The organism is Burkholderia sp. HI4860 (assembly GCF_002223045.2).
GTDB lineage: Bacteria > Pseudomonadota > Gammaproteobacteria > Burkholderiales > Burkholderiaceae > Burkholderia.
The window spans coordinates 627,122-653,019 of the sequence record NZ_NKFO02000003.1; the positions used below are offsets into that span (position 1 = coordinate 627,122).

Below are 25,898 nucleotides of genomic sequence, written 5' to 3' on the forward strand. Positions count from 1 at the left end.
GTTCATGCGCGGCCCCCTTCCATCATCCGGTCGAGTGCGTCGACGAGCGCGCGCTCGGGCCGCCGCGCATGCACGCCGGCCGGTTCGCCGCCGCTGCGCCAGTCGGGCCGGACACCACGCACGAACAGGTACAGGTAGCCCGCGACATGCGTGTCGTAGTCGTAGTCGGGCAGCCGGCCGCGCAGATAGCGGTGCAGTGCGACCGTATAGAGCAGCGCCTGCAGGTGATACGCGTGATCGGCCATCGCGACGTCGAGCGCGCGCGGACCATAGGCGTCCGGCGTCGTGCCAAGATGGTTCGACTTCCAGTCGACGATCCAGAAGCGGCCGTCGTGTTCGACGATCATGTCGATGAAACCCTTGATGAAACCGGCGAGCATGCCCGCCTCCAGTGCAACGTCCGGATAGCCGTGCGCGACCAGCAGCCGGCGCAGCGCCATCAGGTCGAGCGCGGGCGCCGGGAACAGGAAACCCATTTCGTCGAGCCGCTTCGCGGGATCGAGATCGGCGAGCCGCATGCCCGGCACGAGCTCGGTGTGCACGACATCGTCGACCAGCTGCACCATCATCGCCGGCAGGCGTGCGGCCAGCTCGGGCACGGCCTCGACCGGCCGGTCGTGCAGCGCGCCGAGCGCGGCCCTCGGCCACGACTCGGGATCCGTGAAGCGGCTGAGCTCGAACAGGCGGTGCAGGCACTCGCCGGCCGCCGCGCCGCGCGGGAACACGAGGATATCGTCGTCCGGCGGCTCGGGCGCCACCGTATCGGCCAACAGCCATTCGCCATCCGGCACCACCGCGGCGAGCGCATCATGATCGGGCCGCAGCTCGTCGTCGGGCACGGCCGCGACGCCCGCCTCCTCGCGCGCCATCGACGCGGTCAGCGAACTGAAGCTGGCCATCCGCCACGCATCGCGCAGCACGCGCGTCGCATGGCGCGCCGCGAGCGTCTGCGATGCGTCGTGCCCCGCCGCGAGGCGCTCGGGGCGCACAGGCGCCGGCAGCGGCGCGACGCTCACGGGGCCACCCGCGAGCGCCTGCCACGCCGTATCGAGCGCGGCTTCGTCGGGCGGCTCGTCGAGCCATGCATCGAACGACTGGCCGGCGCCCGCGACGAGCCAGTTCAGCACGCTACGTCGTGATTCACGCGTCGAGCGCGACGACAGGTACGGCCCGGCGACGACGTAGCAGCGATAGACCGCGCGCGTGAGCGCCACGTAGACGAGCCGCGCGCGTTCCGCCGCCTGCTCGCGCAGCGCCTGCCGCGCCGCATGCTCGGCTGCCTCCTCGTCGCACCCGTAATGCAGCACCGCGTCGCCCGCATCGTCGTGATACTCGCGCGCATCGGGCAATGCGGACGCGGGCGGCTCGCGCAACCCGCCGTCGTTCAGGAACGGACAGAACACGATCGCGTATTCGAGGCCCTTCGACTTGTGCACGGTGACGATCTGCACGAGGTTGCGATCGGATTCGAGCCGCAGCTGCGCTTCCTCGCCGCCGCCGTCGAGCCGTTGCGCGGCGAGCCAGCGCAGCGTCGGCGCGATGCCCGGCTGCGCGGACGCGCGTGCCTGCGTCAGTTCGGCCAGATGGTTGATGTCGGTCACGCGACGCTCGCCGTCCGCGCCGGCCATCAGGCGCTCGGCAATCCGCAGCTCCCGCGTGAACGTGCGCCACATCACCGCGAAGCCGCGTTCGCGCCACAACAGCCGATACCGCGAGAAGCGCTCGACCCAGCTCATCGCGTCGGCGCTGTCCGCCGCCGATGCTTCCCGTTGCGCGTCGCCGTCGCCCTGCTCCATCCGCCACAGCGCACCGGCATCGAGGCCGAACCAGTCGGATGCGAGCGCCGCGCGCAAGCGCCGCAGGTCGCCTGGCGCATCGATTGCTGCCAGCACACGTTCGAGCTGCTCGGCATCATGGGTCGAGAACACCGAAGCCTGCGCCAGTTCGACGCTGCCGATGCCCCACGTGGCCAGCACGCGCTTCACGAGACTGCCCTGCCGGTGCGTCTGCACCAGCACCGCGATGTCGCCCGGCGACAGCGGTGTCTCGCCGAGCCGCACGCGCTTTTCGCGCGCACCGCGCATCAGCCGTGCGATCTCGGACGCGCAGGCCTGAGCGGCCTGTGCCTGCGCGTCGCGCTTGAGCAACGTGCCTTCACCGCCCGGCAACGCCCACACCCGGAAGTCGCCGGCTGGGCCCGGATCGGTTGCGTCGACGAACGGCGCACGCACGCGTGTGCCGGCACGCACTGCGTAATAGTCGAGCCCGTCGAGCACGAACGCGCGCGGATTCGACATGAAGAAGCGGTTGCATGCATCGACGATCGCGGGCGTCGAACGCTGGTTGACCGCGAGCGTGTAGCACGCGCTCGCCCGCGCGCGTGCGGCGAGATAGGTATGCAGATCGGCCGCGCGGAAGCTGTAGATCGCCTGCTTCGGATCGCCGACCAGAAACAGCGGGCCGCCCGGCGCGAAGATCCGGTCGAAGATCGCGAACTGCAGCGGGTCGGTATCCTGGAACTCGTCGATCAGCGCGGCCGGATAGCGCGCGCGCAGCGTCTCGGCAAGCCACGGATGCGCATGCAGCGCGTGGTACAGGTTCGCGAGCAGATCGTCGAACGAGACGACGCGCCGCGTGCGCTTGCGCTCGGCCAGCTCGCCCGGCGCCATGTCGAGCCATTCGCCGATCAGCGCGAGCCAGCGCGCGCGCTGCGCGGCCTCGGCCGCGGCCACGGCTGCTTCGAGCGCGTCGGCCACGTCGAAGAATGCGTGTTCGGGCGTCGCGCCGCCTTTTTTCGTGGCCTTCACGAGCGCGGTGCGCGTGAGCTTCAGCGCAGCCTTCGGCAGCGCAGCCGTCGCGTCGCCCTGCGCGAAATGCGCGGTCCATGCGGCCAGCGCATCGGCCACGGCCTCGGGTTTGTGCGAGCGCTGGTTGAGCGCGGGTTGCGCGGTGCGCAACAACGCATCGATCGCGTCGCGCTCGGCGGCCCACATCCGCCCGGCCTCGGCGAAGCATTCGGCGGCCGCCGCCTCGGCCGATTCGTCCGGCTCGGTCACGCCGTCCCAGCGCAGCGCGGCGAGCGGCTTCTTCAGCCGGCGCGCGAGCTGCGCATCGAGCGCGGCCGGGCCGGCGCCCGATTCGACGAGCCAGGTCGCGAAGCCCGGCCAGCGCGCGGCTGCCGGCTCGACGCGCGTGCGCCAGAAATCCGCTGCCAGTTCGAAGCGCAGCGACGCGTCGTCGGCCTCCATGTCGAACGCGAACGGCATCGCCGCCGCGAACGGCGCTTCCTGCAGCGCGCGCTGGCAGAACGCATGGATCGTATGGATCGCGGCCTGGTCGAACGCGCGCAGCGCACGCCGGATCCGCTTCGCGGCCGTTTCGGGATCGAGCGCGCCGTCGTCGCCGAGCGTGGTTTCCAGCAGACGCTCGATGAACGGATCACCGCCGTCGTCACCGGTGTCGAGCGCATGCGCGAGCTGCGCGAGCCGGCCGCGAATCCGTTCGTGCAGCTCGGCGGTCGCCGCTTTCGTGAAGGTCACGACGAGGATTTGATCCGCACCGAGATCCTTCTCCAGCAGCAGGCGCACATACAGCGCGCAGATGTTCCAGGTCTTGCCGGTGCCGGCGGACGCCTCGATCTGGTTGACACCGTCGAGCGGGCACACGAACACATCGAGTTCGAGCGCCTGCTGCGGCTGCGACACGGCGCTCATGCGACCTCCTTCAGATGGGCGACGAGCGGATCGAACACGAGCCGCGCAAGGGTGCCGAACGGCTCGTCGAGCGACGCATGCGCACCGCGCCACGCGATCGCGATGGCCGGATCGTCGGCTTCGCTCACGACCCGCTCGTTGATCCAGACGCTCGCAGCCTTCGCCTCGCCGTCGGACACCCTCGCCCACGCGCTGCGCGGGAAAAACCGCAGCGGCATGCGCCGCCCCGCGCGAAACAGCGCGGCCAGCGGCGCGAGCTGCTCGAGCGGCGCCGCGACGGGCGTCAGCTCGAATGCACCGCCGCTGCCGAACCACAGCGTGCGGCGCGGGCCGCCAGGCTCCACCGCGCAGTAAACGAGATGCGCGAGCCACGCGGACAGGTAGTCGCGCGCGCTCGGCCGTGCATAGCGATAGATGATCTGCCCGGCCGGCGTGAGCCGGTTCAGCGTGCCGTGCAGGTCGAGCGGCGCGCTCACCGCGTCGGCCGACAGCCGCGCGTCGTCGGCGCCGAACAGCGCCTGTTCGGTGTCCGGCCAGGCCGGCACGACGGCGAGCGTGAACGGCCGCCGCTCGATCCCGTCGGCCAGCGCGCGGCGCACGTTCGACGCGAGTTGCGTCATCGAACCGAGCGCCTGGTCGCGCCACACGGCGCCCGTCGCACCGCCCGGCAGTTCGGGGCTCGCGTCCGCGATGCGCAGCGCGTGATCGAGCACGCCGCCCGCGTCCGACTCGATCAGCAACGGCAGCACGCGCTCGGCGAGCGCATCGCTGCCGGCGAAGTCGAGCGCGAACGGCTCGGTGTCGAGCAGTTCGGCCTGCGCGTCGGCGAGCACGATGCCGAGCCGCGCGCGCAGCAGCGCACGCGCGGGATGGCGCCAGAAGCGTTCGAATTCGCTGAATGCGACAGGCTCGACCGGTTCGGCCGGCAGCGGCTGCGCGAAGAACGGCAGCTCGCGCGGCCCGTCGCGCGACCCCTCGGCGGCCAGCAGCGTCGCGAGCGTGGCACGCTCGGCGTCGAAGGAAACGAGTTCGCTGCCGGGCTGGAAATACGCGGCCGCGAACGGTTGCAGCGGATGCTCGACGACGAATGAACGCCGCGCGGCATCGACCGCGTCCGGCGCCGCGTCGGGCCCGGCCGTGACGAGCGCGAGATGGTCGAGCAGTTCGTCGACGAGTGCCGCGGGCGGCAACGGCGCGTTGTCGCGAATGCTGCGGCCCGTGTAGGCAATCATCAACCGGTCGCGCGCGGCGAGCAGCAGGTCGAGAAACAGGTTGCGCTCGTCGTCGCGGCGCTGGCGGTCGCCGAGCTTCGGCAACACGGCCATCAGGTCGAATTCGTCGGCACGCGCGAGGCTCGGCAGCACGCCATCGTCCATCCCGAGCAGGCAGACGACGCGATACGGCAGGCCGCGCAGGCTCGTCAGCGACGAGAACGTGACGCCGCCCCACGGCACGCCGCCGCGCGCCGGATCGTCGAGCGCGGCGGCCAGCCCCGCCCGGACGACGGCCGCCGGCAACGCTTCGTCCGGCGCGCCTTCCGTCATCGCGGCCAGCATCGCGTCGAGCGCGTCGCGCACGCCCGCGAGCGCGTCCGCATACGCGGCGCCCGAATCGAAGAACCGCGCGAGCGTATCGGCGAACAGCTCGCTCCAGCCTTGCGGCGTATGCGATTCGGCCAGCCGCCGCGCGAAGCCGTCGAGATCGTCGGTGAAGCGCGCGAGCCGGCCGAGCAGTTCGGCCTCGCTGCCGGTGGCCGCCTCGATCGGCAGCCACGCGCCGACCGGCGCCGCGCCTTCCGGCATCGCATAACCGAGAAAGAGCCGCGCGAGCGCATCGGAGAACGTATGGCGCGGCGACGGCACGGCGGCATCGTCGCTCACGAGCGGCGACAGCCCGCGCCGCGCACCGGCCGCCGCGAGCCAGGTCTGCACCGTCTCCAGCGCCGCCGCATCGATGCCGTAGCGCGCCGCCACCGCGTCGACACGCAGCCATTCGACCAACTCGGGCGCGCCGACCTGCCGCTCCGGCAACGCGAGCCAGTCGAGCAGCACGCGCGCGACCGGGTTCGCCTGCGACGGCGGCAAGCCGGTGATCCGGTAAGGCACACGCGAGCCGCCGGCGCCGGCCGTGCCGAACACGGCGTCGATCAGCGGCCCGGCGGCCGCGAGATCGGCCACCGCGACGAGCACGTCGGACGGCTGCAGGCTCGCGTCGGCGTCGAACCATGCGAGCAGCCGGTCGTGCAGCACCTCGAGCTGGCGCGCGAGGCTGTGGCACACGTGCACCTCGATCCCGCGCTCGGCCGGCGTGTCGCCGATTTCGGCCTCCGGCTGCAGTTCGAGGATCGCATTCTGCACGCGCGCGAGCCACGTCGGCGCGGGATTCTCGACGAAACGCGACGCGTCGCCCGATGCGGCGCTTTCAGTCAGCTCGTGCAGCATGTGCAGCTGCGCCTGGGTCTGCCTGCCCCATTCGGCGAGCAGCGGATGGCCGACTTCCTGGTAATCGAGCCGCCCGGCCGCATCAAGCGCCTCGGCATGCGCGGCGGTCACGATGTCGAACCAGAATTCGCGGCACGGGTTCAGCGCATAGACGCGCACGTCGATCCAGCGCGACAGCTCGCGCAGCAACGCGACGTGCAGCGGCGGCATCGTCGGCAGCGCGAACACGCTGACCGATTCCGGCCAGTCCGCGCGCGCGATGGCTTCGGGATCGAGATGGCGCGCCTCGACGAGGAAACGGTGCGCCGGCGGCGTGCCGCTGTCGCTCAGCTCCGCGAGCAGTGCGCGCCACAGCGCGGCCTGCCAGCGTTCATCGTCGCGCGCGGCGTCGCTGATCCCGCGCGGCGCGCCGTCGCCGGCGAGCACGGACTCGCCTGCCTGCCATGCGGCCAGCCATTCGGGACGATAGGTCAGGTAATGATCGAGCACGGCCGCGACGCGGTGTGCCAGCTCGTAGCGCATCGCATCGTCGGACGCCGACAGATACGCGGCCAGCCGCGGCGACGCGAGCCACGGCGCGCCGTCGGCCGCCTGCGCGAACAGCCGGTAGCAGCGCCACACGAGGCGATCGGGTGCGAACGGCGAACGCGCAGGAACCGTCAGCACGCGGCCGATCTGCGCCCACAGCCATTGCGCGAGATAGGTGAACTCGACGTTCGCGCACACGCCGTTGCGCGCGGCGATGTCGAGCTCGAGACGGCGGCGCAGCGCCGCGCTCGGCACGATGACCTGTTGCGGCGCCCACGGGCCATTGCGGGCCGGGAACGCGGCCAGATCCTCGAGCAGCGCGTCGGCCAGCGTTTCGTGACGATTCGAATAGAAGAGATGGAGCATGAAGCGGGCGTCGGAACCTCGCGCCGGCCGGGCCGGGCGAACAGGATCACCAAGGATAGCAAATGGGCCGCCGTCGCGAACCTCGTCCGGACGGCCAGGTTTTACGGATCGCGAAATACGATAGACTCGTCGCCAGTCAAGATGCCGCCCCCGGGCGTCTTCGTCTGCTATTCAGCCCATCGATGCGCTATTCGGTCGAAATCAGAAAGTTTTTCTACAGCCAGTACTTTTTCGGCGGCCTGCGGATCGCGGTCGGCGTCTCGCTGCCGGCCGTGCTGTGCCTGATCGTGTTTCACAACCGGGAGCTCGGCTTCACGATCTCGACGGGCGCGCTCGGCGCCTGTGTCGTCGACATGCCCGGCCCGCTCAAGTACAAGCACAACGAAATGCTCGCTTGCAGTGTGATCGGTTTTCTGGCCGCGCTCGCCACCGGCCTCGCGACACCGAACATCTTCGTGCTGTGGCTCACCATCGTGCCGCTCACCTTCGTGCTGTCGCTGATCGTCGTCTACGGCAACCGCTGGCCGCAGATCAGCTTCGCGACGCTGTTCATGATGGTGATGACGCTCGAGGAGAAGTTCACGCCGCTGCAGGCGTTCATCAACGCCGGCTGGATTCTCGCGGGCGGCCTCTGGTACACGTACTGGGCCACACTCGTGTCGCAATGGCAGGCGCGCCGGATCGAGCAGCAGGCGCTGGCGGAGAGCCTGTTCGCGTGCGCCGACTACCTGCTCGCGCGCGCGCAGTTCTACGATCTCGATGCCGATCTCGACGAGTGCTACCGCAATCTCGTCGCCAAGCAAATCACGGCGGTCGAAACGCAGGAAACCGCGCGCGACATCGTGCTGCGCAACCTGCCGAAGCTGCGTCGCGGCAAGCTCGACCCCGGCCGCACGACGATGTACAACCTGTTCATCAACAGCGTCGACCTGCACGAGCTGTTCGTCGGCGCCCACACCGACTACCCGCTGGTGCGCAATACGTTCGGCGGCTCCGACCTGATCATTTTCTACCGCGACCTGATCCGCAAGGCGGCTGCCGATCTCGAGGAAATCGGCCTCGCGGTGCTCGAGAACCGCGCACCGCATTCGCGGATCAGCGTGAAGGCCGAGCTGCGCGCGATCGAGTACGAGATCGAGCTGATGCGCAAGAAGAACTTCCCGGCCACCAATGCGGAAGCGTATGCGGCCGTGCTGGCCACGTTCCGGCGCATCTGGAGCGCGACGCGCCTGATCGACCGGATGCGCCGCAACCTGTCGGGCCACGCCGATCCGCAGCAAACCGAACTGAAGATCGACAAGGCGCTCACGCGCTTCCTGCAGCGCCGCCGGATGTCGCCGCTCCTGATCTTCTCGAACCTGAACATCCGCTCGCCGAGCTTCCGCCACGCGCTGCGCGTGACGATCGCGGTCGCGGTCGGGTTCTGGCTCGGCCGGCTGCTGCCGCTCACGAACGCGTACTGGATCGTGATGACGACCATCATCATCCTGAAGCCCGGCTACTCGCTCACCAAGCAGCGCAACGCGGCGCGTATCGTCGGTACGCTGATCGGCTGCGCGGCGAGCGTCGCGCTGATCTACACGGTCAAGGATACGCATCTGCTGATCGCGATCATGTTCGGGTCGATGGTGATGAGCTACAGCCTGCTGCTGTTCAACTACGCGGCGAGCGTCGTGTTCACGTCGTCGTACGTGCTGCTGATGTTCCACCTGCTCGCGCCGGGCAGCATGCGGATCATCGGCGAGCGCGCGATCGACACGGTGGTCGGCTGCATGATCGCGATCGCCGCGAGCCGGCTGTTCCCGTACTGGGAATACCGGCTGATGGGCAAGCAGGTCGCCGACATGCTCACCGCCACCCGCAAGTATTTCGAGGCGGTGTGGCGCGCCGGGCGCGGCATGTCGCCGCCGCCGGTGCCGGCCGCCGACGGCGCGGCCGTCGTGCCGGTCGTCGCCGCGGCCATCGAAACCCCGGCCACGGCCCTCGACGACGACTACCGCTACCGCCTCGCGCGCAAGGACGTACACATCGCGTTCGCGAATCTCGGGCAGGCGTTCCAGCGGATGATGATCGAGCCGAAGGCGCACCAGCGCTTCGTGCCCGAACTGAACGACCTGCTCGTGCAGACGCACGTGCTCGGCGCGCAGATCACGGCCGCCGCGCCGCTGATCCGCGCAGCCTGCGCGGCCGACGGCAGCATCCTCCACGACGACGCACTGCATCGCGGCCTCGCCGCCGTGCTCGACAATCTCGAGAAGGCCGAAGCGGGCGAGCCGCCGCCCGCCGACCAGCTCGACGCGTCGAAGCAGATCACGCGCGACCTCGACGCGATGGTCGTGTCCGCGGAGCAATCCGATGCGGTGGGGGCCGAGCTCACGCACGACCTGAAGGTGCTCGCGCACCAGTGCAAGCAGATGCTCGCGTCGTCGCTGCTGATCCGCAAGGATGCGAGCGTGATCCGCCTGCCCGCCTGAGCGCGGCTTTACCCCGCCGGTGGCCGGCCCGCGCATGCCGCGGCTCGGCCCCGGCGCTCCCCGATTCAACGATCCCCGAAGCATGACCCGCCCGTTCCACGCGGCCTGCGCGCTCGAAGCGCGCCCGCCCAGCCCCCCATTGCGCCCGTCGCGCCAGTCAGGGAATACCCGATTCCGGTCACCCGGCCCGGCTTGTTATCATTCGTTCACATTTAAGTTGTCTATACAACTTGAGCCAATCGGACCGGCCCCGCTCGCCCGGTCCGTCGCATAACGATATCGGAGACACGATGAAAAACTTGCAGCGCCACCTGAGCGCGCGGCACATCCGCTTTCTCGCGCTGGGTTCGGCGATCGGCACGGGCCTGTTCTACGGTTCGGCATCCGCGATCCAGCTCGCGGGCCCGGCCGTGATCCTGGCGTACATCCTGGGCGGCGCGGCCGTCTACATGGTGATGCGCGCGCTCGGCGAGATGGCCGTGCGCGAACCCGTCGCCGGCTCGTTCGGCCACTACGCGACCGAGAACCTCGGCCCGTTCGCCGGATTCGTCACCGGCTGGACCTACACGCTCGAAATGGTGATCGTCGCGATCGCCGACATCACCGCGTTCGGCATCTACATGGGCTTCTGGTTTCCGGATGTCCCGCAATGGATCTGGGTGCTCGGCGTGGTCGCGATCATCTGCGGGCTGAACCTGTGCCACGTGAAGGTGTTCGGCGAGCTCGAGTTCTGGCTCTCGATCATCAAGGTCGGCGCGATCATCGCGATGATCGGCGGCGGCGTCGCGATCCTGCTGAGCGGCATGCACTTCGGCCATTCGGCCGACGTGCCGACGTTCGCGAACCTGTGGAACCATGGCGGCTTCCTGCCGAACGGCGTCGGCGGGCTGATCGCGTCGCTGTCGGTCGTGATCTTCGCGTACGGCGGGATCGAGGTGATCGGGATGAGCGCCGGCGAGGCGAAGGATCCGGAGCGCGTGATTCCGCGCGCGATCAACGCGGTGCCCGCGCGCATCCTGCTGTTCTACGTGCTGACGATGGTCGTGCTGATGTCGATCAGCCCGTGGACGGGTGTCGGCAACGACGGCAGCCCGTTCGTGCAGATCTTCTCGGCGCTCGGCGTGAAGTCGGCTGCAACCATCCTCAACCTGGTGGTGATCAGCGCGGCGATCTCCGCGATCAACAGCGACATCTTCGGCGCGGGCCGGATGATGTTCGGGATGGCGCGCCAGGGCCAGGCGCCGGCCGTGCTGATGACGACGTCGCGGCACGGTGTGCCGTGGGTCACGGTGCTCGTGATGGCAGCCGCGCTGCTCGTCGGCGTGCTGCTCAACTACCTGATGCCGAAGGACGTGTTCCTGACGGTCGCCGCGATCGCGACGTTCGCCACCGTGTGGGTGTGGCTGATGATCCTGCTGTCGCAGGTCGCGATGCGCCGCCGGCTGTCGAGCGCCGAAGTCGCGGCGCTGAAGTTCAAGGTGCCGTTGTGGCCGGTCGCGCCGGCACTGACGATCGCGTTCATGGGCTTCGTGATCGTGATGCTCGGCTGGTTCGAGGACACGCGCGTCGCGCTGTATGTCGGCGCGGCCTGGCTCGCGCTGCTCGCGGCCGTGTTCTACGCACGGATCCGCCCGAAGTTCGCCCCTGCGTCACGTTGACGCACGACTGACCTGCCTACGCGGCGCGCCGGTTCCGGCGCGCGCTTCTCTCCCGGCGCCGCGCGGCATCCCGCGCGCCAACAGCCAGGGATTCATCCCCTTCGCCTGCACCTGCGTGCGCGGCCCCGCGGGCCGCGCTTCGGCACGTCAGTGCGACGCCGCGCTCGCGGCCTCGGCCGGATGGGCCTCGTCGTACGCGTGCTTCTGCGAAATCGCGTTGTACAGGATCGTCCCGATCACGAGCAGCACGGCCACGACGATCAGGATGCTCACGTTGCGGACAGGGTTCTTCTTGCGCTGATCGTTCATGGTCGGGGCGACTCCGTCAAATTCATCGAAGCGGGCATTCTACGCGCTTGCGCGCCCGCTGCGACGCGCCGTTCCGATCCCCCTTCCCCGCCCTTCCTCCGGCCGCCGCAAGCTTTCATTTGATAATCGTTCCCATTTCGATCTAGAATCTCGAGTCTTTCATTTTGTAATGTTTCGGGTCGCTCGGGCGGCAGGCGCGCCCCGGAACGCTCCCATCGTCCACCTGCCCCTCCCGGAGTCTTCATGTCGAATCCGCGCACCCGCCTGCTGCCGCTTGCCGGCGCCCTCGCCCTTGCCGCCGCCGCATTCGCGCCGCTGGCCCACGCGGCCGAGGAAGTGAGCCTGTACACGACTCGCGAACCGAAGCTGATCCAGCCGCTCATCGACGCCTTCACGAAGCAGAGCGGCGTCAAGGTCAACACGGTGTTCGTGAAGGACGGCCTGCTCGAGCGCGTGAAGGCGGAAGGCGCGCAGTCGCCGGCCGACGTGCTGATGACGGTCGATGTCGGCAACCTGCTCGACCTCGTCGACGGCGGGCTCACGCAGCCGGTGCGCTCGAAGGCGCTCGACGACGCGATTCCCGCGAACCTGCGCGGCGCGAACGGCGACTGGTACGCGCTGTCGCTGCGCGACCGCGTGCTGTACGTCGAGAAGGACCTGAAGGTCGACGCGTTCCGCTACGAGGATCTCGCCGATCCGAAATGGAAGGGCAAGGTCTGCATCCGCTCGGGCCAGCACCCGTACAACACGGCGCTCGTCGCGGCGATGATCGCGCACGACGGCGAAGCGGCGACCGAGAAGTGGCTGCGCGGGGTGAAGGCGAACCTCGCGCGCAAGGCGACGGGCGGCGACCGCGACGTCGCGCGCGACATCCTCGGCGGCATCTGCGACGTCGGCCTCGCGAACGCGTACTACGTCGGTCACATGAAGAACGCGGAGCCCGGCAGCGACGCGCGCAAGTGGGGCGACGCGATCAAGGTCGTGCGGCCGACGTTCGCGAACGCGAAGAGCGGCGGCACGCACGTGAACATCAGCGGCGCGACGGTCGCGAAGCACGCACCGCACAAGGCCAACGCGGTGAAACTGCTCGAATACCTCGTGTCGCCGGAAGCGCAGGCGCTGTATGCGCAGGCGAACTACGAATATCCGGTGCGCGCGAACGTGAAGCTCGACCCGGTGATCGCCAGCTTCGGTACGCTGAAGATCGACCCGCTGCCGCTGGCGGACATCGCGAAGCATCGCAAGCAGGCGAGCCAGTTGGTCGACAAGGTCGGTTTTGACAACTGACGCAACCACCGCCGGCGCGCGCCGCCCGCCCTGCCGGCCGCGCCTGCTGCCGCGCGCGGGCAGCCTGTGGCTGCTCGCGGCGCTGGCGATCGCCGCAGCGGTCGCGGCGCCGCTCGCGGTGCTCGTGGCCGCCGCGTTCGACGCCGATCTCGCGCACTGGCGGCATCTCGCCGCATTCGTGCTGCCGCAGGCGCTCGTCAATACGCTGCTGCTGCTCGCGGGCGTCGGCACGATCGTGTCGATCGTCGGCACCGGCTGCGCGTGGCTCGTCACCGCGTACGACTTTCCCGGCCGCCGGATGCTGACGTGGGCGCTGCTGCTGCCGCTCGCGGTCCCCACCTATATCGTCGCATTCGCCTATCTCGACCTGCTGCACCCGATCGGCCCCGTGCAGGGCGCGGTCCGCTGGCTGCTCGGCTTCGACAGCCCGCGCCAGTTCCGCCTGCCCGACCTGCGCTCGCTGCCCGGCGCGATCTTCGTGCTCGGCTTCGTGCTGTATCCCTATGTTTATCTGAGCACGCGCGCGATGTTCGTCACGCAGTCCGCGAGCCTGCTCGAAGCCGCGCGCACGCTCGGCGCGGGACGCGTCGCCACGTTCTGGCGCGTCGTCGTGCCGCTCGCGCGGCCCGCGATCGCGGTGGGCGTGAGCCTCGCGCTGCTCGAAACGCTCAACGACATCGGCGCGTCGGAATTCCTTGGTGTGCAAACGCTGACCGTGTCCGTCTACACGACGTGGATCACGCGCTCCGACCTCGCCGGCGCCGCGCAGATCGCACTCGCGATGCTCGCGATCGTCGTCGGCATGATCGTGCTCGAACGCTACGGGCGGCGGCGCCAGCGCTACGCGCATGGCCGGCGCATGCGGCCGATCGCGCCGCGCCGCCTGACGGGCACGGCCGCATTCTGCGCCGCGTTGCTCGGCTGGCTGCCCGTGCTGCTCGGCTTCGGCGCGCCGGCCGCGTACCTCGCGGTCGAGACGGCCAAGCGGCTGCATCTGGTCGGCGGCGTATCCGCACAACTGATGACGGGGCTCGCGAACACGCTGACGATCGCCACGGCCGCCACCGTCGCGACGCTCGCATGCGGGCTCGTCGTCGCCTGGGCCGCGCGCGCGCAACGCGACAGCGCCCGCGCGGGGCCGGCCCGCGTGTGCGCGAGAATCGCGAGCCTCGGCTATGCGGTGCCCGGCACCGTGCTCGCGATCGGCCTGCTGATCCCGTTCGCGGCGGCCGACCGGCTGTTCGGCGCGGCGCTCGGCCGCGACGGGCTGCTGCTGATGGGTTCGACCGCCGCGCTCGTGATCGCCTATACCGTGCGCTTTCTCGCGATCCCGGCGGGCAGCATCGAGGCCGGCCTCGCGCGCATTCCGCCGTCGCTCGAACAGGCGGCGCGCTCGCTCGGCGAAACGGCCGGCGGCACGCTGCGCCGCGTGCACCTGCCGCTGCTGCGGCCCGCGCTCACGACGAGCGCGCTGCTGGTGTTCGTCGACGCGATGAAGGAATTGCCGGCGACGCTGTTGCTGCGCCCGCTGAACTTCGACACGCTCGCGACCTGGCTGTATGCGGAAGCCGCGCGCGGCACCTACGAGGAAGGCGCGGTCGCCGCGCTCGCGATCGTGCTGGCCGGGCTCGTGCCCGTGATCCTGCTCGCCCGCACCCGCCACAAGATCGGAGCCTGACACCGTGAACCTGCTCGAACTCGATGACCTCTGCCTCGCCTACGACACGCCGCACGGCCGCCGCACCGTGGTCGACGGGCTGAGCCTCGCGCTGCCGCGCGGCGACATCGGCTGCCTGCTCGGCGCGTCCGGCTGCGGCAAGACCACCGTGCTGCGCGCGATCGCCGGCTTCGAGCCGGTGCGGATGGGGCGCATCGTGCTGGACGGCGCGCCCGTCGCGGCGCCGTCGCTCGACGTGCCGCCCGAGCGGCGGCGCATCGGCATGATGTTCCAGGACTACGCGCTGTTCCCGCACCTGAGCGCGGCGGACAACGTCGCGTTCGGCCTGCGGCGCATGCCGAAGGCCGAACGGCGCCTGCGTGTCGCGGAAATGCTCGAACTCGTCGGCCTCGCCGATGCCGGCGGCGCGTATCCGCACGAACTGTCGGGCGGCCAGCAGCAGCGCGTCGCACTCGCGCGTGCGCTCGCGCCGTCGCCGGAGCTACTGCTGCTCGACGAGCCGTTCTCGAATCTCGACGTCGATACCCGCGAGCGGCTTGCGTTCGAGCTGCGCGACATCCTGAAACGCACGGGCCACACCGCGATCCTGGTCACGCACAACCAGGCCGAAGCGTTCGCGATCGCCGACCGGATCGGCGTGATGAAGGACGGCCGGCTCGCGCAATGGGATACGCCGTACGCGCTGCATCACCATCCGGCCAGCCCGTTCGTCGCGGATTTCGTGCGCCGCGACGCGCTGGCCGACGAACGCGCACGCGCACTGGCGCGCGGCCGCTGAACCCGCGGGCGCGATGCGCGCGCCCGCGTCGTTTCATCGCCGCATTTCATCGCCGCATTTCATCGCTGTGTTTCATCGCTGCGTTTCATCGCGCGTCAGGCCGGCTCGGCAAGATCGCGCACGGGCAGCGCGGTCGAATACTTGATCTGCTCCATCGCAAACGACGAGCTGACATCGAACAGCGGCACCGCGCGAATCAGCTGCTTGTAGACGCGGTCGTAATCGTCGATGCCGGTTACCACGACGCGCAGCAGGTAATCGGTCTCGCCGCTCATCCGGTACACCTCGACCACTTCCGGCATGTCGCGCACGGCCTGCGTGAAACGCTGCGCCCATTCCTCGGTGTGCTGGTTCGTGCGGATCGCGACGAACACGGTCGTGCCGACCCCGAGCTTGCGCGGATCGCACAGCGCAACCTGCGCGCGAATCGCGCCGGTTTCCTTGAGCCGCTGCACGCGCTTCCAGCACGGCGTCTGCGACAGGTTCACGCGCTGCGCCAGTTCCGCGATCGGTAGCGTGGCGTCCGCCTGCAACAGCTCCAGCAGCTTGCGATCGATGGCGTCCATTTCTCCAGTCCCTCGTCGATAGAAATTTATTCTATGCATCCTGCACAACGGGGAACGATATGAAAACGGCTTCGCCGCGTCGACCGGTATAAATACCGATCCGGTATGCGCGCGCAGCGAGCGAATCTCCGCCACACCGCATGCGCCAAATGAAACAGGCGATTCCGCCCATGAAGGGGGAATCGCCTGGCGTTCCTGCACAGTGCGACCAGCCGGGCGCTCACGCGCCGCCGGCCAGCGTCAGCGCACCGCTCAATACGCGACCGTCGCGATCTCGTGCACGAAGCTGCCTTGCTCGAGCGCGTCGACGAACGCGACCGCGTAGTCTTCCGCCGAGATCTTGCTGTTGCCTTGTGCGTCCGCGATCAGCTTGCCGACGCCCGTGCGGAACGTACCCGTGCGCTCGCCCGGGGCGATCAGCGCGGCCGGTGCGAAGAACGTCCAGTCGAGATCGCCGACCGTCTTCAGGTAGTCGAGTGCATCGCGGTGCGCGAGGGCGACCGCCTTGTACGCTTCCGGGAAACCTTCGCTGTCGACGAGCTGCTTGCCCGGCGCAACTTCGAGCGAACCGGCGCCGCCCACCACGACGAGCCGCTTCAGCCCCGCCTGGCGCGTGCCGGCGACCAGCGCCTTCGCAGCCGCGACGACCTTCGCCGCATCATCCTGTTTCGGGCCGTACGCGCTCGCGACGACGTCATGGCCCGGCAGCGCGGCCGCAATGCTGGCCGCGTCGAACAGGTCGGCCGCCTTCGCGGTGATGCCGTCGCCGGCTGCGCCCGGATTGCGCGACAGCGCGGTCACGCGATGGCCGCGTCGCGCAGCTTCCGCGGCAATGCGCGAGCGGATCGTGCCGGTGGCGCCGAACAGCGCGATATTCAAGGTACGTTGCGTCATATCGATTCTCCAGTAAGAAAAATATGTAACGTAGTTAATTACATATAAGACCGAAAAAAACGGGGCAAAGCCCCCGTCGCGCCGGTCGCCGCGCCTCTCGCGCCGCCCGGCCTCCTGCCCTGCCGCCGCTCACCCGCCGGCGCGTGTCGCCTGCTGCGTGCGCTGCTCCAGCTCCAGCACGTCGGCCGTCACGTCAGCCAGCGTGCGCGTGCCCAGCGACGCTTCCATCGCCCGCTGCGCGTCGCCGATGTAGTCGACCAGCGCGCCCTGGATGTGCCGCCCGACGAGACACGCGGGATTCGGCGCCTCACGGTGCAGCGCGAACAGTTGCGCATCGTCGACCGCGCGATACACGTCGAGCAGCGTGATCGCGCCGGGCTCGCGCGCCAGCAGCGCACCGCCGCCCGCGCCCAGTTGCGACGTGGTCAGCCCCGCGGCCGCCAGCATCGACAACAACCGGCGGATCAGCGCCGGATTCGTGTTCACGCTGCCCGCGATGATGTCGGACGACAACGGCACGCCCTCCTGCATCGACAGCAAGGCAAGCACGTGGACGGCAAACGCGAACCGGCTGCTGGTATTCATTCCTGACTCACTTGACGACGCCGGCCCATTCCGCAGCCGGCGACATGTGTAACCATGATAATTACATTTAGAGGATCACGCAAGCCCGCGTCACTCTCCGCTCGCGGGCTTGGCGCCCGGCGCATTCTGCTGGCTCCACTGCTGGAGCTTCTTGCCGGCTTCGGCGATCTTCGCGCCGGCTTCGGAAGCCGCATGCGCGACGACCGCGGACGCGGCCGCGTCGATCTGCGCCTGCGCGGCGGAGGCGAGGCCGCTCGCGGACAGCGGCGGCACGGCCGACGCCGCGGACGCGATGCCGGCCTTCGCGGCGTTGAGCTGCTGGTTGACGGTGCTCGCGACCTGGTCGAGCGCCTTGGCCGCATTGTTCGCGGCATCGGCGGCCGCGCTCGCGGCCGTGTCGGGTTGCGTGGCCGGCGCGCCGGACTTCTCGCAGCCCGCGAGCAACAGCAGCGCACCGGCGGCCACGGCCGCCAGCACGGACCCGGGCACGCGACGCGCCCGCGATGTCTTCATGTTCATCAGCAATCTCCGGCCGCGCGTCGCGCGGCCTCGTGGTTGGACCGACGTCGATGATACCGCCTGTGGAACAGGGCCAATCACGCACCGTGATTAAAAATGGCTTTCAATTTCGGACTCGTCTGATTCAATCGCACACGCGAGGACACTAAAGTGGGCACGCTTCAATCCGCTTTGGACGCGCCCCCTTTTTCTCATGGATTTCCTCGTCGACTGGCTCATCGCCCTGGCCGCCGTGCTTGCCGCCACCCTGTTCCTGTCCCTGCGCCCGCCGTCGGCGCGCCGCCTGGCCGAATCCGGGCGCCCGCGCCGCGTCGCGACCGCGCGCCTGCTCACGCAGGCCGTGATCGGCTTCTGGACGGCCGCGCTGATCGTCGCGGAAGGCATCCTCGGCCCCACCGCCAACGGTCAGTCGCTGGCGGGCTTCGCGGCACTCGCGTTTGCCGCGCTCGGGCTGACGACCGTCGCCGCCTACTGGTCGGCGTGCGCGCTGCGGCTGCGCCGGCCGCCGCTGCTGTTCCCGCGCCACTGACGCGCCGCAACGGTGCGCGGCAACGCACCATCACGCACCACGCCGCGCCAATCGACATATCGCGCGCACCAGTTCCGCACACGTCGCACCACACGCGTGCACCCGGCCTCGCATCGCATCCGCATCGACCACGCCCCCTTCCCGTGCACGATTCACCGGATTGCCGCACCCCACGGTGTTGAAGCACCAACTCCACGCAGCCGTTCACCAAGTTGGCTCGATACTTGCATTCGTTGCCCGTTTTTTGCGCAAGGAAGCCACGGCATGGATGGTCTGAAATCCGGCGTCGACACCCTGTTCCTGTTGATCGGCGCCGTCATGGTGCTCGCGATGCACGCGGGCTTCGCATTTCTCGAACTCGGCACGGTCCGCAAGAAGAACCAGGTCAACGCGCTCGTGAAGATCCTGGTCGACTTCTCGGTGTCGACGCTCGCGTATTTCTTCATCGGCTACACGATCGCGTACGGCGTCGAGTTCTTCGACGACATCGGCACGCTGTCGCAACACAGCGGCTACGCGCTCGTGCGCTTCTTCTTCCTGCTGACCTTCGCGGCGGCGATCCCCGCGATCGTGTCCGGCGGCATCGCCGAGCGCGCGAAGTTCAATCCGCAGCTCGTCGCGACGCTGATCATCGTCGGCTTCATCTATCCGTTCTTCGAAGGGATCGCCTGGAACGAGCGTTTCGGCGTGCAGGCCTGGCTCACGCACGCGTTCGGTGCGCCGTTCCATGATTTCGCGGGCTCCGTCGTCGTGCACGCGTTCGGCGGCTGGGTCGCGCTGCCGGCCGTGCTGCTGCTCGGCGCGCGCCACGGCCGCTATGCGAAGGACGGCCGGATCGCCGCGCACCCGCCGTCGAACATCCCGTTCCTCGCGCTCGGCGCGTGGGTGCTCGCGGTCGGCTGGTTCGGCTTCAACGTGATGAGCGCGCAGACGCTCGACAAGATCAGCGGCCTCGTCGCCGTGAACTCGCTGATGGCGATGGTCGGCGGCACGCTCGCCGCGTGGATGGCCGGCCGCAACGACCCGGGCTTCACGTACAACGGGCCGCTCGCGGGCCTCGTCGCCGTGTGCGCGGGCTCCGACGTGATGCACCCGATCGGCGCGCTCGTCACGGGCGCCGCGGCCGGTGCGCTGTTCGTCGCGATGTTCACCTGCGTGCAGAACAAGTGGCGCATCGACGACGTGCTCGGCGTGTGGCCGCTGCACGGCATGTGCGGCGCGCTCGGCGGCCTCGCGGCCGGCGTGTTCGGCCTGCCCGCGCTCGGCGGTCTCGGCGGCGTGTCGTTCCTGTCGCAGCTCGTCGGCACGCTCGGCGGCATCGCGATCGCGACCGCTGGCGGCACGCTCGTCTACGGCGCGCTGAAAGCGACCGTCGGGCTGCGCCTCGATCGCGAAGCGGAGTTCGACGGCGCGGACCTGTCGATCCACCGCATCTCGGCGACGCCCGAACGCGATTGAGCGCCTGACGAACGCCCGACGGCACATTACGTTTTCAATTCAAAAAACTTTCATCGAGCGTCCTTACACTTCCGTCCAGTTTTCAATTTGCCTTCGCCGAGCTTGCCGAGCGCCTGCTTCGCGAAGGCCATTCTTCCAACAACTGAAACTGGACTCCACATGCCCGCGTTGCCCAATGCTGCCCGTCGTCAGGCCCTGAAGATCCTCGCCGGCGCGCCGATGCTTCCCCTTTCCGGCCTCGCGCTGCCGGCCCTGCTGACGGGTTGCGGCGGCGACGACAATCCCGCGTCGACGCCGGCCCCGGTCGCCGCCGCGTACACGTCGGCGACGTTCTCGGCGATGGCCGCCCCGACGCTCGACAACGCGGCCGCGATGGCCACGACGACGGTCGGCTCGACGCTGTCGGTGTCGTTCTCGGACGGCTCGGCACGCAACTTCAAGCTGGCGTACCGGCCGTTCTTCGTGACGGGCGACCAGGTGCCGGACGGCAAGGGCGGCACCACGCTCGCGGGCGGCTACTACGACATCAACAACCAGCCGATCATCGATCGCTCGGTGGCCGGCAAGGAGCGCCAGTTCTATTCCGACTGCCCGGACGGCAGCTCGCTGCTGACGCTGAAGAACGCGAACGTGCCCGGCGTGAAGGGCAACACGGTGTTCGCCGTCGTGCAGTTCGAATACACGACGCGCGACCAGGCAAGCGCCTCGCAGTACGGCCAGCTGCCGTCGCCGATCGCGGTGCTCACGCTCGACCAGGATCCGGCCAACGGCGCGCTGAAGGTCGTCAAGTACCACAACGTCGACACGTCGAAGGCGCACGGCCTGTGGATCACGTGCGGCGCGAGCCTGTCGCCGTGGGGCACGCACCTGTCGAGCGAGGAGTACGAGCCGGATGCGACGAAGGTCGCGACCGACGCGCAGTTCAAGGCGTTCAGCAAGAACACGTTCGGCGACGAGACGAAGGCAAACCCCTACCACTACGGCCACCTGCCCGAGATCACCGTGAATCCGGACGGCACGGGCACCGTGAAGAAGCACTACTGCCTCGGCCGCATCTCGCACGAGCTGATCCAGGTGATGCCGGACCAGCGCACCGTGATGATGGGTGACGACGCCACCAACGGCGGCCTGTTCATGTTCGTCGCCGACAAGGCGGCCGACCTGTCAGCCGGCACGCTGTACGTCGCGAAGTGGACGCAGACGTCGTCCGCCGGCGCGGGCACCGCGACCCTCACGTGGATCAGGATCGGTCACGCAACCAGCGGCGAGATCGAAGCGCTCGCGAACACGCTGAAGGCGTCGGACATCATGGACCTCGCGACCACCGACCCGAACGATGCGAGCTACACGAAGATCCACTTCGGCGGCAAGTTCAACTGGATGCGCGTGAAGCCGGGGATGGAAAAGGCGGCCGCCTTCCTCGAGACGCACCGCTACGCGGCGCTGCTCGGCGGCAGCATGGGCTTCACGAAGCTCGAAGGCACGACCGTGAACGCGAAGGACAAGATCGTCTACACGGCGATGTCGCGGATCGAGACGTCGATGGTCAAGGGCAATGCGGTGTCGCGCGACGTCGCGCTCGACAAGAAGATCGCCGCGGGCGCCGTCTATGCACTGAACCTGAAGGGCAGCCAGCGCGACACGACGGGCAGCGCGATCGACAGCGAATGGGTGCCGGTCGACATGGGCGCGCCGGCCGCGCTCGTCGGCGAGGATCTCGCCGCGGCCGACGGGCTCGGCAACCTCGCGAACCCGGACAAGATCGCGAACCCGGACAACCTGAAGTTCTCCGAAAAGCTGCGCACGCTGTTCATCGGCGAAGACTCGGGCATGCACGTGAACAACTTCCTGTGGGCGTACAACGTCGACACGAAATCGCTGGTACGCGTGCTCTCGTGCCCGGCCGGCGCCGAATCGACGGGCCTGCACGCGGTCGACGAGATCAACGGCTGGACCTACATCATGAGCAACTTCCAGCACGCGGGCGACTGGGAATCGCCGCTGCACGACAAGGTGAAGCCGACGCTCGATCCGCTCGTGCGTGCGAACTTCAAGGACCGCTTCGGCGCCAGCGTCGGCTACCTGACGGCCGAGCAGACCAGCATCCAGCTCGCGAAGGCCTGACCGGGTCACGCGAGGGAGGTCCGCCACCGCTGGTGGGCCCGTTTCTTCATCACGTTCATTCGTCGGCGCTCCACGCCGTTTGATGCGCGATGCCCGTTGCGGGCGTCGCGCTTTTTTTTGTGCGGCGAGCGCGTCAATGCCGGCCGGCCAGGCCCTGTCCCGGCAGCGTGCCTCCCGGAAAACCGGACAGGCTCGGCGCACTGGCCGGCATCGCCGGGGCAATCGCCGGCGCGTCGGCGGGCGGCGCGGACAGCCCGGGCGCGAGGTACAGGAACTTCCATTGCCGATACGTCTCGGCCCCTTCGAAATCCATGTACCGATCCGGAAATCCCGCGCGCTTGATCGTCGCGCCGTCCGAGCTGCTGAACACGCCGTAGAAGCGGTCGCCCCGCCACAAGAAGGACCAGTCGTTCTTGCCGCTGACCGGATCCGGATACGCGCGGCGCAGGTGGTGCATGGGCTTCGCGAAGCGGGTGTCTTCCAGCAGATCGTCGACCGTCTGCGGGTACGCGCGCGCGAGCCGGTAATAGCTGACGATGGCCTTCCGGTACTGGTCGCCGACGAACAGCAGTTGCCGCTCCTGCTCGCGACGCCGCTGCAGCGACCAGACGTCCAGCGCGCCGGCCAGTGCGATCGACATCAGCATCAGCGCGATCAGCAAGGCAAGCAGCACGAGCCCGCGCTGCCGCCGGCGGCGGCCCTGCGGCGCGCGCACGACGCGGCGCCCAGCCCGCTTCATTTCGCTGCCCCCGCCGCAGGCGCAGCCGTTGCCGCGACGCCGGGCAGCACGCCCTGCGCCGCGCTCGCGGGCCCGACGTCGTACACGCCGGGCTTGTTCTCGTCCGGCGAGGCAAGCGTCGCCCATTTGTCGTCGCCGTTGACCGGATCGACCGGCACCGCCCGCAGATAGTGCTTCGCGACCAGCTCGTCGAGCGTCTCGGGATACTGCCCGTTGTCGCCGTAATACTGGTCGATCGCATTGCGCATCACCGCCAGGTTCTGCAGCCTCACCTGCTCCTTGCCGTGCTCGATGCTGTGCATGTAGCGCGGCACGGCCAACGTCAGAAGCAGTCCGATGAGCGCCATCACGACCACGATTTCGATCAGCGTAAAGCCGCGGATCCTGCGGATGCGAGCGAGTTTCATGATGGACGGTCACCACTGTTTGTACGGAATGCCGTTGATGCCGATACGTGCCGATTTCGACGTCACGTCGAACACGTCCTTGCCGGGCTCGAAGCCCCCCGGAGGCCCGTCAGCCGCCGGCTCCGGCGGCGTGCCGTATGCACGCACGTCCCAGGTGTCCTCGTCCGGCGTATCGGGGTCGCCGGTGAAGAACGGATCGCGCGGCACGCGGCGCAGGAACATCACCAGGCCGCCCTTCGGGTCGCGGGCGTTTTTCACGCCCGTCACGAGCACGGTCAGCGACGGCGGATAGCCGGACGATTCGGCCTCCTTGTCGATCTTCCCCGCGTCGCTCGCCTCCTTGTACGCATCGAGCGCGGTGCGGATCTCGCGCAACGCGGCACTCAACGCCTGTTCCTTCTGCCGCTGCACGAGCAGTTCGGAGAACGGCATGACCGCGAGCGCGAGGATCGCCACGAGCGCGAGCGTGATGACCATCTCGATCAACGTGAAGCCGCGCAGGCCGATGCGGCCGCCGCGGCCGACGCAAGTCGCTGCATTGCGCGCGGCCACGGCTCACTTCCCGACCGGGCGAAGCGGGTTTTCGCTCGGAATGTCGCCCGCCGGCATCTGCAGCGTCGGAGGCGGGGCCGCCGGTGCGGCGGCGGGTGCATTGGCGGCCGCGGCAGGCTGCTCGGCCGGCGCGGGCGACGCAACCGGCGTCACGGTGGTGCCCGGCGCGGGCGCGACTTCGTTGCCCGCGGGCGGCGGCTCCGCCGCGGCTGCCCCGCCGCTCCCGCCGGCCGGTGCCGGCAATGCCGCTTGCGGCCTCGAGAACCGCCCGCCGTAAGGCTCGGGAGGCGGCGTCGTACGCGGTGCGGCCGGCATCTGTCCGAACGCGCCGCTCTCGGGCGACGGCTGCGCGCGGATCGCGGCAGCCTCCAGCGGGGTCGGCGCCCTGCCGCCCGACGTCCCGCCGCCCACGCTGCCCGGAACGACCCTCGCCGTCGGCGCGGCGGGCGCCTCCGCGTTCTGCGCCTCCGCGTTCAGCGCAACCGGATCGAGTCGCAGCTGGTCGGCGTGCACGTTGACGTCGGTGCCCGACCATACTTCCTGGGTGTCCGCATCCGCCGCCACTTGCGGCCGGACGATATGCGGCGTGATCTGCAGCACGATCTCGGTCTTCTTGTGATCGCCGCCGTGATCGGAGAACAGGCGGCCGAGCACCGGCAACTGCCCGAGACCCGGCACCTTGTTCGCGTTGCGGCGATCCTCGTCCGAAATCAGGCCGCCCATGATCTGCGTTTCGCCGTCCCGCAGCCGCAGGCTGGTCGACGCACTGCGCGTACCGATCTGGTAAGCGAGCGAACTCAGCCCCTGCGAGTTGCCGCTCGAGATCGTGTTGGTGATGTTGCTGACCTCGAGATTCAGCTTGATGCCGACGTCGCCGTCGCGATAGACCTGCGGCTCGACCTCGAGCTTGATGCCCACGTCGAGGTACTGGATCATCTGCGTAAACGACGGTCCGCTGGTGCTCGGCGTGCTCGAGCTCGAGATCACCGGGACCTTGTCGCCGATCATGATGCGCGCCTTCTCCTTGTTGCGCGCGCGGATGCGCGGGCTCGCGAGCAGATTCGCGTCGGTATCGGTCAGCTTGAAGTCCGCGGTGGCCGACAGGCTGCTGACGTTCAGCGCATTGATCGGCAGATGGTGCAGCACGCCCCAGGTATCGGCCGAGCTCGGCGTCGACACCGTAAACGAGCTGGGCCAGTTGATGCCCAGCTGCGACATCCGGTCGTGCGACACCTCCAGTACCTCGACCTCGAGCATCACTTCCGGCTCCGGCAAGTCCTGGGCGGCGATCATCTCCTCGGCGACCTTGATCATGTCGGGCGTGCCGCGGATCGTCACCGTGTTCGAGCGCTCGTCGATCACCGCTTCCTTCACCTTCAACAGGCTCTTCAGCAGCGACTGCACCTGCTTCGCGTCGACGTTCGACAACTGGAACGTCCGCACCTTGAGCTCCTGGTACTCGAGCTCCTTGGCCGGTGTCGCCGGGTAGATGAACAGCGTGTTCGCGTTCATCTGCTTCTTGTCGAGCTGGTTCTGCAACAGGATCATGTCGACCGTGTCCTGCAGCGACGCGTTCTGCACGAAGATCGTCGTCTTCAGATCGGCGCGCACGTCGCGATCGAAAATGACGTTCAGCCCGGATGTCCGCGACAAGGCCTCGAACACCATCCGCACGTTCGCGTCGCGGAACTGCAGCGACACCGGCGTGCGCATGATCGACGACGCCGCGAGCTTGTCGTCGCGCTCCGCGTGTTGCTGGCGGCGCTTCTCGCTGAGCTCCGCCTGCATGCTTGCCGCCATCGCATTGGCCGGATCCTCGACCAGCACGCGATGCACGCGCTCGGCCGCCTGCGCGTACGAACCGCGCTTCATCATGCGGTCCGCTTCCTGCAGAATCGCGAGATGCTTGCGGTCCTGGTCGATCATCGTGCCGATCCGGCGCGCGCGCTCGCTGGTCGGATCGAGTTGCATCGCCATGTAGACGGAGCGGGCCGCGTCGTCGAACTCGTTCTTCTGGCGAAACGCGTCCGCGTTGTCGAGCAGATCGTCGACGGCCTCCTTGCGGTCGTGCATTGCGTCGATCTTCACCTGTGCATTGGTCGGATCGTCGTGAAGGTTCGGCACATGCGCACATCCGCCGCATGCGAGCAGCGCCACGGCGATCGCCAGCGCGCGTTTCGTCGCGCACCGGCTGGTCGGCGGCGCCAAGCGCGCAGCGGCCCGGGGGGCGGAGCCAAGGCATGTCGACCGGCCGTCGTCCCCATCGCGGCGCGCATCCCGTGTACGTATGGTT

General features: G+C 68.9%; 19 protein-coding genes. 8 read left to right on the forward strand and 11 right to left on the reverse strand.

Features of this window, described 5'->3' with window-relative positions:
- Window positions 1-2 precede the first annotated feature (2 nt).
- Both recB and recC read right to left on the reverse strand, forming a co-directional pair.
- The gene (recB, locus tag CFB34_RS18185) at window positions 3-3,713 is read right to left on the reverse strand and encodes an exodeoxyribonuclease V subunit beta (RefSeq protein WP_089439631.1); all 3,711 of its coding nucleotides are present in this window, start codon (window positions 3,711-3,713) and stop codon (window positions 3-5) included.
- Window positions 3,710-7,048, reverse strand: coding sequence for an exodeoxyribonuclease V subunit gamma (gene recC / locus CFB34_RS18190; protein WP_089439630.1), 3,339 nt, complete (start codon window positions 7,046-7,048; stop codon window positions 3,710-3,712). The genes recB and recC overlap by 4 nt, the downstream gene beginning before the upstream one ends.
- A 182-nt stretch (window positions 7,049-7,230) precedes the next feature.
- Here recC and CFB34_RS18195 point away from each other — a divergent pair, with 182 nt between their 5' ends.
- The gene (locus CFB34_RS18195) at window positions 7,231-9,522 is read left to right on the forward strand and encodes an FUSC family membrane protein (protein WP_089439629.1); all 2,292 of its coding nucleotides are present in this window, start codon (window positions 7,231-7,233) and stop codon (window positions 9,520-9,522) included.
- A 290-nt stretch (window positions 9,523-9,812) separates the two neighbouring features.
- Window positions 9,813-11,180: an amino acid permease gene (locus CFB34_RS18200; protein ID WP_089439628.1), complete on the forward strand. Its 1,368-nt coding sequence runs from the start codon at window positions 9,813-9,815 to the stop codon at window positions 11,178-11,180.
- A gap of 147 nt (window positions 11,181-11,327) precedes the next feature.
- Here the strand turns inward: CFB34_RS18200 and CFB34_RS18205 are convergent, their stop codons facing one another.
- Window positions 11,328-11,489: a hypothetical protein gene (locus CFB34_RS18205; RefSeq protein ID WP_006476417.1), complete on the reverse strand. Its 162-nt coding sequence runs from the start codon at window positions 11,487-11,489 to the stop codon at window positions 11,328-11,330.
- A gap of 243 nt (window positions 11,490-11,732) precedes the next feature.
- On the opposite strand from CFB34_RS18205, the gene CFB34_RS18210 reads away from it, so the two are divergent.
- The 3 genes from CFB34_RS18210 to CFB34_RS18220 are packed head-to-tail and all read left to right on the forward strand — an operon-like array spanning window position 11,733 to window position 15,232.
- Window positions 11,733-12,776 (forward strand): Fe(3+) ABC transporter substrate-binding protein, encoded by a 1,044-nt coding sequence (locus CFB34_RS18210; RefSeq protein WP_089424913.1) that lies wholly within the window; start codon window positions 11,733-11,735, stop codon window positions 12,774-12,776.
- A gap of 43 nt (window positions 12,777-12,819) precedes the next feature.
- Complete coding sequence (locus tag CFB34_RS18215; RefSeq protein ID WP_242808726.1) at window positions 12,820-14,454, forward strand: iron ABC transporter permease; 1,635 nt, start codon at window positions 12,820-12,822, stop codon at window positions 14,452-14,454.
- 4 nt (window positions 14,455-14,458) lie between these two features.
- The gene (locus tag CFB34_RS18220; protein WP_089439625.1) at window positions 14,459-15,232 is read left to right on the forward strand and encodes an ABC transporter ATP-binding protein; all 774 of its coding nucleotides are present in this window, start codon (window positions 14,459-14,461) and stop codon (window positions 15,230-15,232) included.
- A 95-nt stretch (window positions 15,233-15,327) separates the two neighbouring features.
- Here the strand turns inward: CFB34_RS18220 and CFB34_RS18225 are convergent, their stop codons facing one another.
- The 4 genes from CFB34_RS18225 to CFB34_RS18240 form a co-directional block, all read right to left on the reverse strand.
- Window positions 15,328-15,798 (reverse strand): Lrp/AsnC family transcriptional regulator, encoded by a 471-nt coding sequence (locus CFB34_RS18225; protein WP_069247564.1) that lies wholly within the window; start codon window positions 15,796-15,798, stop codon window positions 15,328-15,330.
- Window positions 15,799-16,050: 252 nt separating this feature from the next.
- Window positions 16,051-16,692 (reverse strand): NAD(P)H-binding protein, encoded by a 642-nt coding sequence (locus CFB34_RS18230; RefSeq protein ID WP_089439624.1) that lies wholly within the window; start codon window positions 16,690-16,692, stop codon window positions 16,051-16,053.
- A 129-nt stretch (window positions 16,693-16,821) separates the two neighbouring features.
- Window positions 16,822-17,277 (reverse strand): Rrf2 family transcriptional regulator, encoded by a 456-nt coding sequence (locus tag CFB34_RS18235; protein ID WP_089439623.1) that lies wholly within the window; start codon window positions 17,275-17,277, stop codon window positions 16,822-16,824.
- Between the two features lie 90 nt (window positions 17,278-17,367).
- Complete coding sequence (locus CFB34_RS18240) at window positions 17,368-17,796, reverse strand: hypothetical protein (protein ID WP_046545299.1); 429 nt, start codon at window positions 17,794-17,796, stop codon at window positions 17,368-17,370.
- Window positions 17,797-17,989: 193 nt separating this feature from the next.
- Between CFB34_RS18240 and CFB34_RS18245 the strand changes: the two genes are divergently transcribed.
- The 3 genes from CFB34_RS18245 to CFB34_RS18255 all read left to right on the forward strand — a co-directional run bounded on the left by CFB34_RS18245 (window position 17,990) and on the right by CFB34_RS18255 (window position 21,907).
- A complete protein-coding gene (locus CFB34_RS18245) occupies window positions 17,990-18,325 on the forward strand; it encodes a hypothetical protein (protein ID WP_089439622.1) in 336 nt (111 codons plus the stop codon).
- Between the two features lie 264 nt (window positions 18,326-18,589).
- On the forward strand, window positions 18,590-19,783 hold the full coding sequence (locus tag CFB34_RS18250) for an ammonium transporter (RefSeq protein ID WP_069256214.1): 1,194 nt from the start codon (window positions 18,590-18,592) through the stop codon (window positions 19,781-19,783).
- A 159-nt stretch (window positions 19,784-19,942) separates the two neighbouring features.
- Window positions 19,943-21,907 (forward strand): alkaline phosphatase PhoX, encoded by a 1,965-nt coding sequence (locus tag CFB34_RS18255; RefSeq protein ID WP_089439621.1) that lies wholly within the window; start codon window positions 19,943-19,945, stop codon window positions 21,905-21,907.
- Between the two features lie 133 nt (window positions 21,908-22,040).
- On the opposite strand, the gene CFB34_RS18260 is transcribed toward CFB34_RS18255, so the two are convergent.
- From CFB34_RS18260 to CFB34_RS18275, 4 genes are read right to left on the reverse strand one after another with little or no spacing between them, the layout of a single operon-like run.
- Entirely contained in the window at window positions 22,041-22,646 is a 606-nt protein-coding gene (locus tag CFB34_RS18260) for a type II secretion system protein (RefSeq protein WP_089439620.1), read from the reverse strand.
- Window positions 22,643-23,053 (reverse strand): prepilin-type N-terminal cleavage/methylation domain-containing protein, encoded by a 411-nt coding sequence (locus CFB34_RS18265; protein ID WP_089439619.1) that lies wholly within the window; start codon window positions 23,051-23,053, stop codon window positions 22,643-22,645. The genes CFB34_RS18260 and CFB34_RS18265 overlap by 4 nt, the downstream gene beginning before the upstream one ends.
- A 9-nt stretch (window positions 23,054-23,062) precedes the next feature.
- The gene (locus tag CFB34_RS18270) at window positions 23,063-23,605 is read right to left on the reverse strand and encodes a type II secretion system protein (protein ID WP_089439618.1); all 543 of its coding nucleotides are present in this window, start codon (window positions 23,603-23,605) and stop codon (window positions 23,063-23,065) included.
- 3 nt (window positions 23,606-23,608) lie between these two features.
- On the reverse strand, window positions 23,609-25,318 hold the full coding sequence (locus tag CFB34_RS18275) for a secretin N-terminal domain-containing protein (protein WP_347404557.1): 1,710 nt from the start codon (window positions 25,316-25,318) through the stop codon (window positions 23,609-23,611).
- Window positions 25,319-25,898 lie beyond the last annotated feature (580 nt).

Bases quoted from the DNA above. Each gene is read 5' to 3' on its own strand.
- CFB34_RS18200 (WP_089439628.1), top strand. From the start codon at position 9,813: ATGAAAAACTTGCAGCGCCACCTGAGCGCGCGGCACATCCGCTTTCTC.
- CFB34_RS18255 (WP_089439621.1), top strand. From the start codon at position 19,943: ATGCCCGCGTTGCCCAATGCTGCCCGTCGTCAGGCCCTGAAGATCCTC.
- CFB34_RS18245 (WP_089439622.1), top strand. From the start codon at position 17,990: ATGGATTTCCTCGTCGACTGGCTCATCGCCCTGGCCGCCGTGCTTGCC.
- CFB34_RS18205 (WP_006476417.1), bottom strand. From the start codon at position 11,489: ATGAACGATCAGCGCAAGAAGAACCCTGTCCGCAACGTGAGCATCCTG.
- CFB34_RS18225 (WP_069247564.1), bottom strand. From the start codon at position 15,798: ATGGACGCCATCGATCGCAAGCTGCTGGAGCTGTTGCAGGCGGACGCC.
- CFB34_RS18250 (WP_069256214.1), top strand. From the start codon at position 18,590: ATGGATGGTCTGAAATCCGGCGTCGACACCCTGTTCCTGTTGATCGGC.
- CFB34_RS18240 (WP_046545299.1), bottom strand. From the start codon at position 17,796: ATGAACATGAAGACATCGCGGGCGCGTCGCGTGCCCGGGTCCGTGCTG.
- CFB34_RS18265 (WP_089439619.1), bottom strand. From the start codon at position 23,053: ATGAAACTCGCTCGCATCCGCAGGATCCGCGGCTTTACGCTGATCGAA.
- CFB34_RS18210 (WP_089424913.1), top strand. From the start codon at position 11,733: ATGTCGAATCCGCGCACCCGCCTGCTGCCGCTTGCCGGCGCCCTCGCC.
- CFB34_RS18195 (WP_089439629.1), top strand. From the start codon at position 7,231: ATGCGCTATTCGGTCGAAATCAGAAAGTTTTTCTACAGCCAGTACTTT.
- CFB34_RS18260 (WP_089439620.1), bottom strand. From the start codon at position 22,646: ATGAAGCGGGCTGGGCGCCGCGTCGTGCGCGCGCCGCAGGGCCGCCGC.
- CFB34_RS18235 (WP_089439623.1), bottom strand. From the start codon at position 17,277: ATGAATACCAGCAGCCGGTTCGCGTTTGCCGTCCACGTGCTTGCCTTG.
- CFB34_RS18230 (WP_089439624.1), bottom strand. From the start codon at position 16,692: ATGACGCAACGTACCTTGAATATCGCGCTGTTCGGCGCCACCGGCACG.
- CFB34_RS18275 (WP_347404557.1), bottom strand. From the start codon at position 25,318: ATGCGCACGCCGGTGTCGCTGCAGTTCCGCGACGCGAACGTGCGGATG.
- recC (WP_089439630.1), bottom strand. From the start codon at position 7,048: ATGCTCCATCTCTTCTATTCGAATCGTCACGAAACGCTGGCCGACGCG.
- recB (WP_089439631.1), bottom strand. From the start codon at position 3,713: ATGAGCGCCGTGTCGCAGCCGCAGCAGGCGCTCGAACTCGATGTGTTC.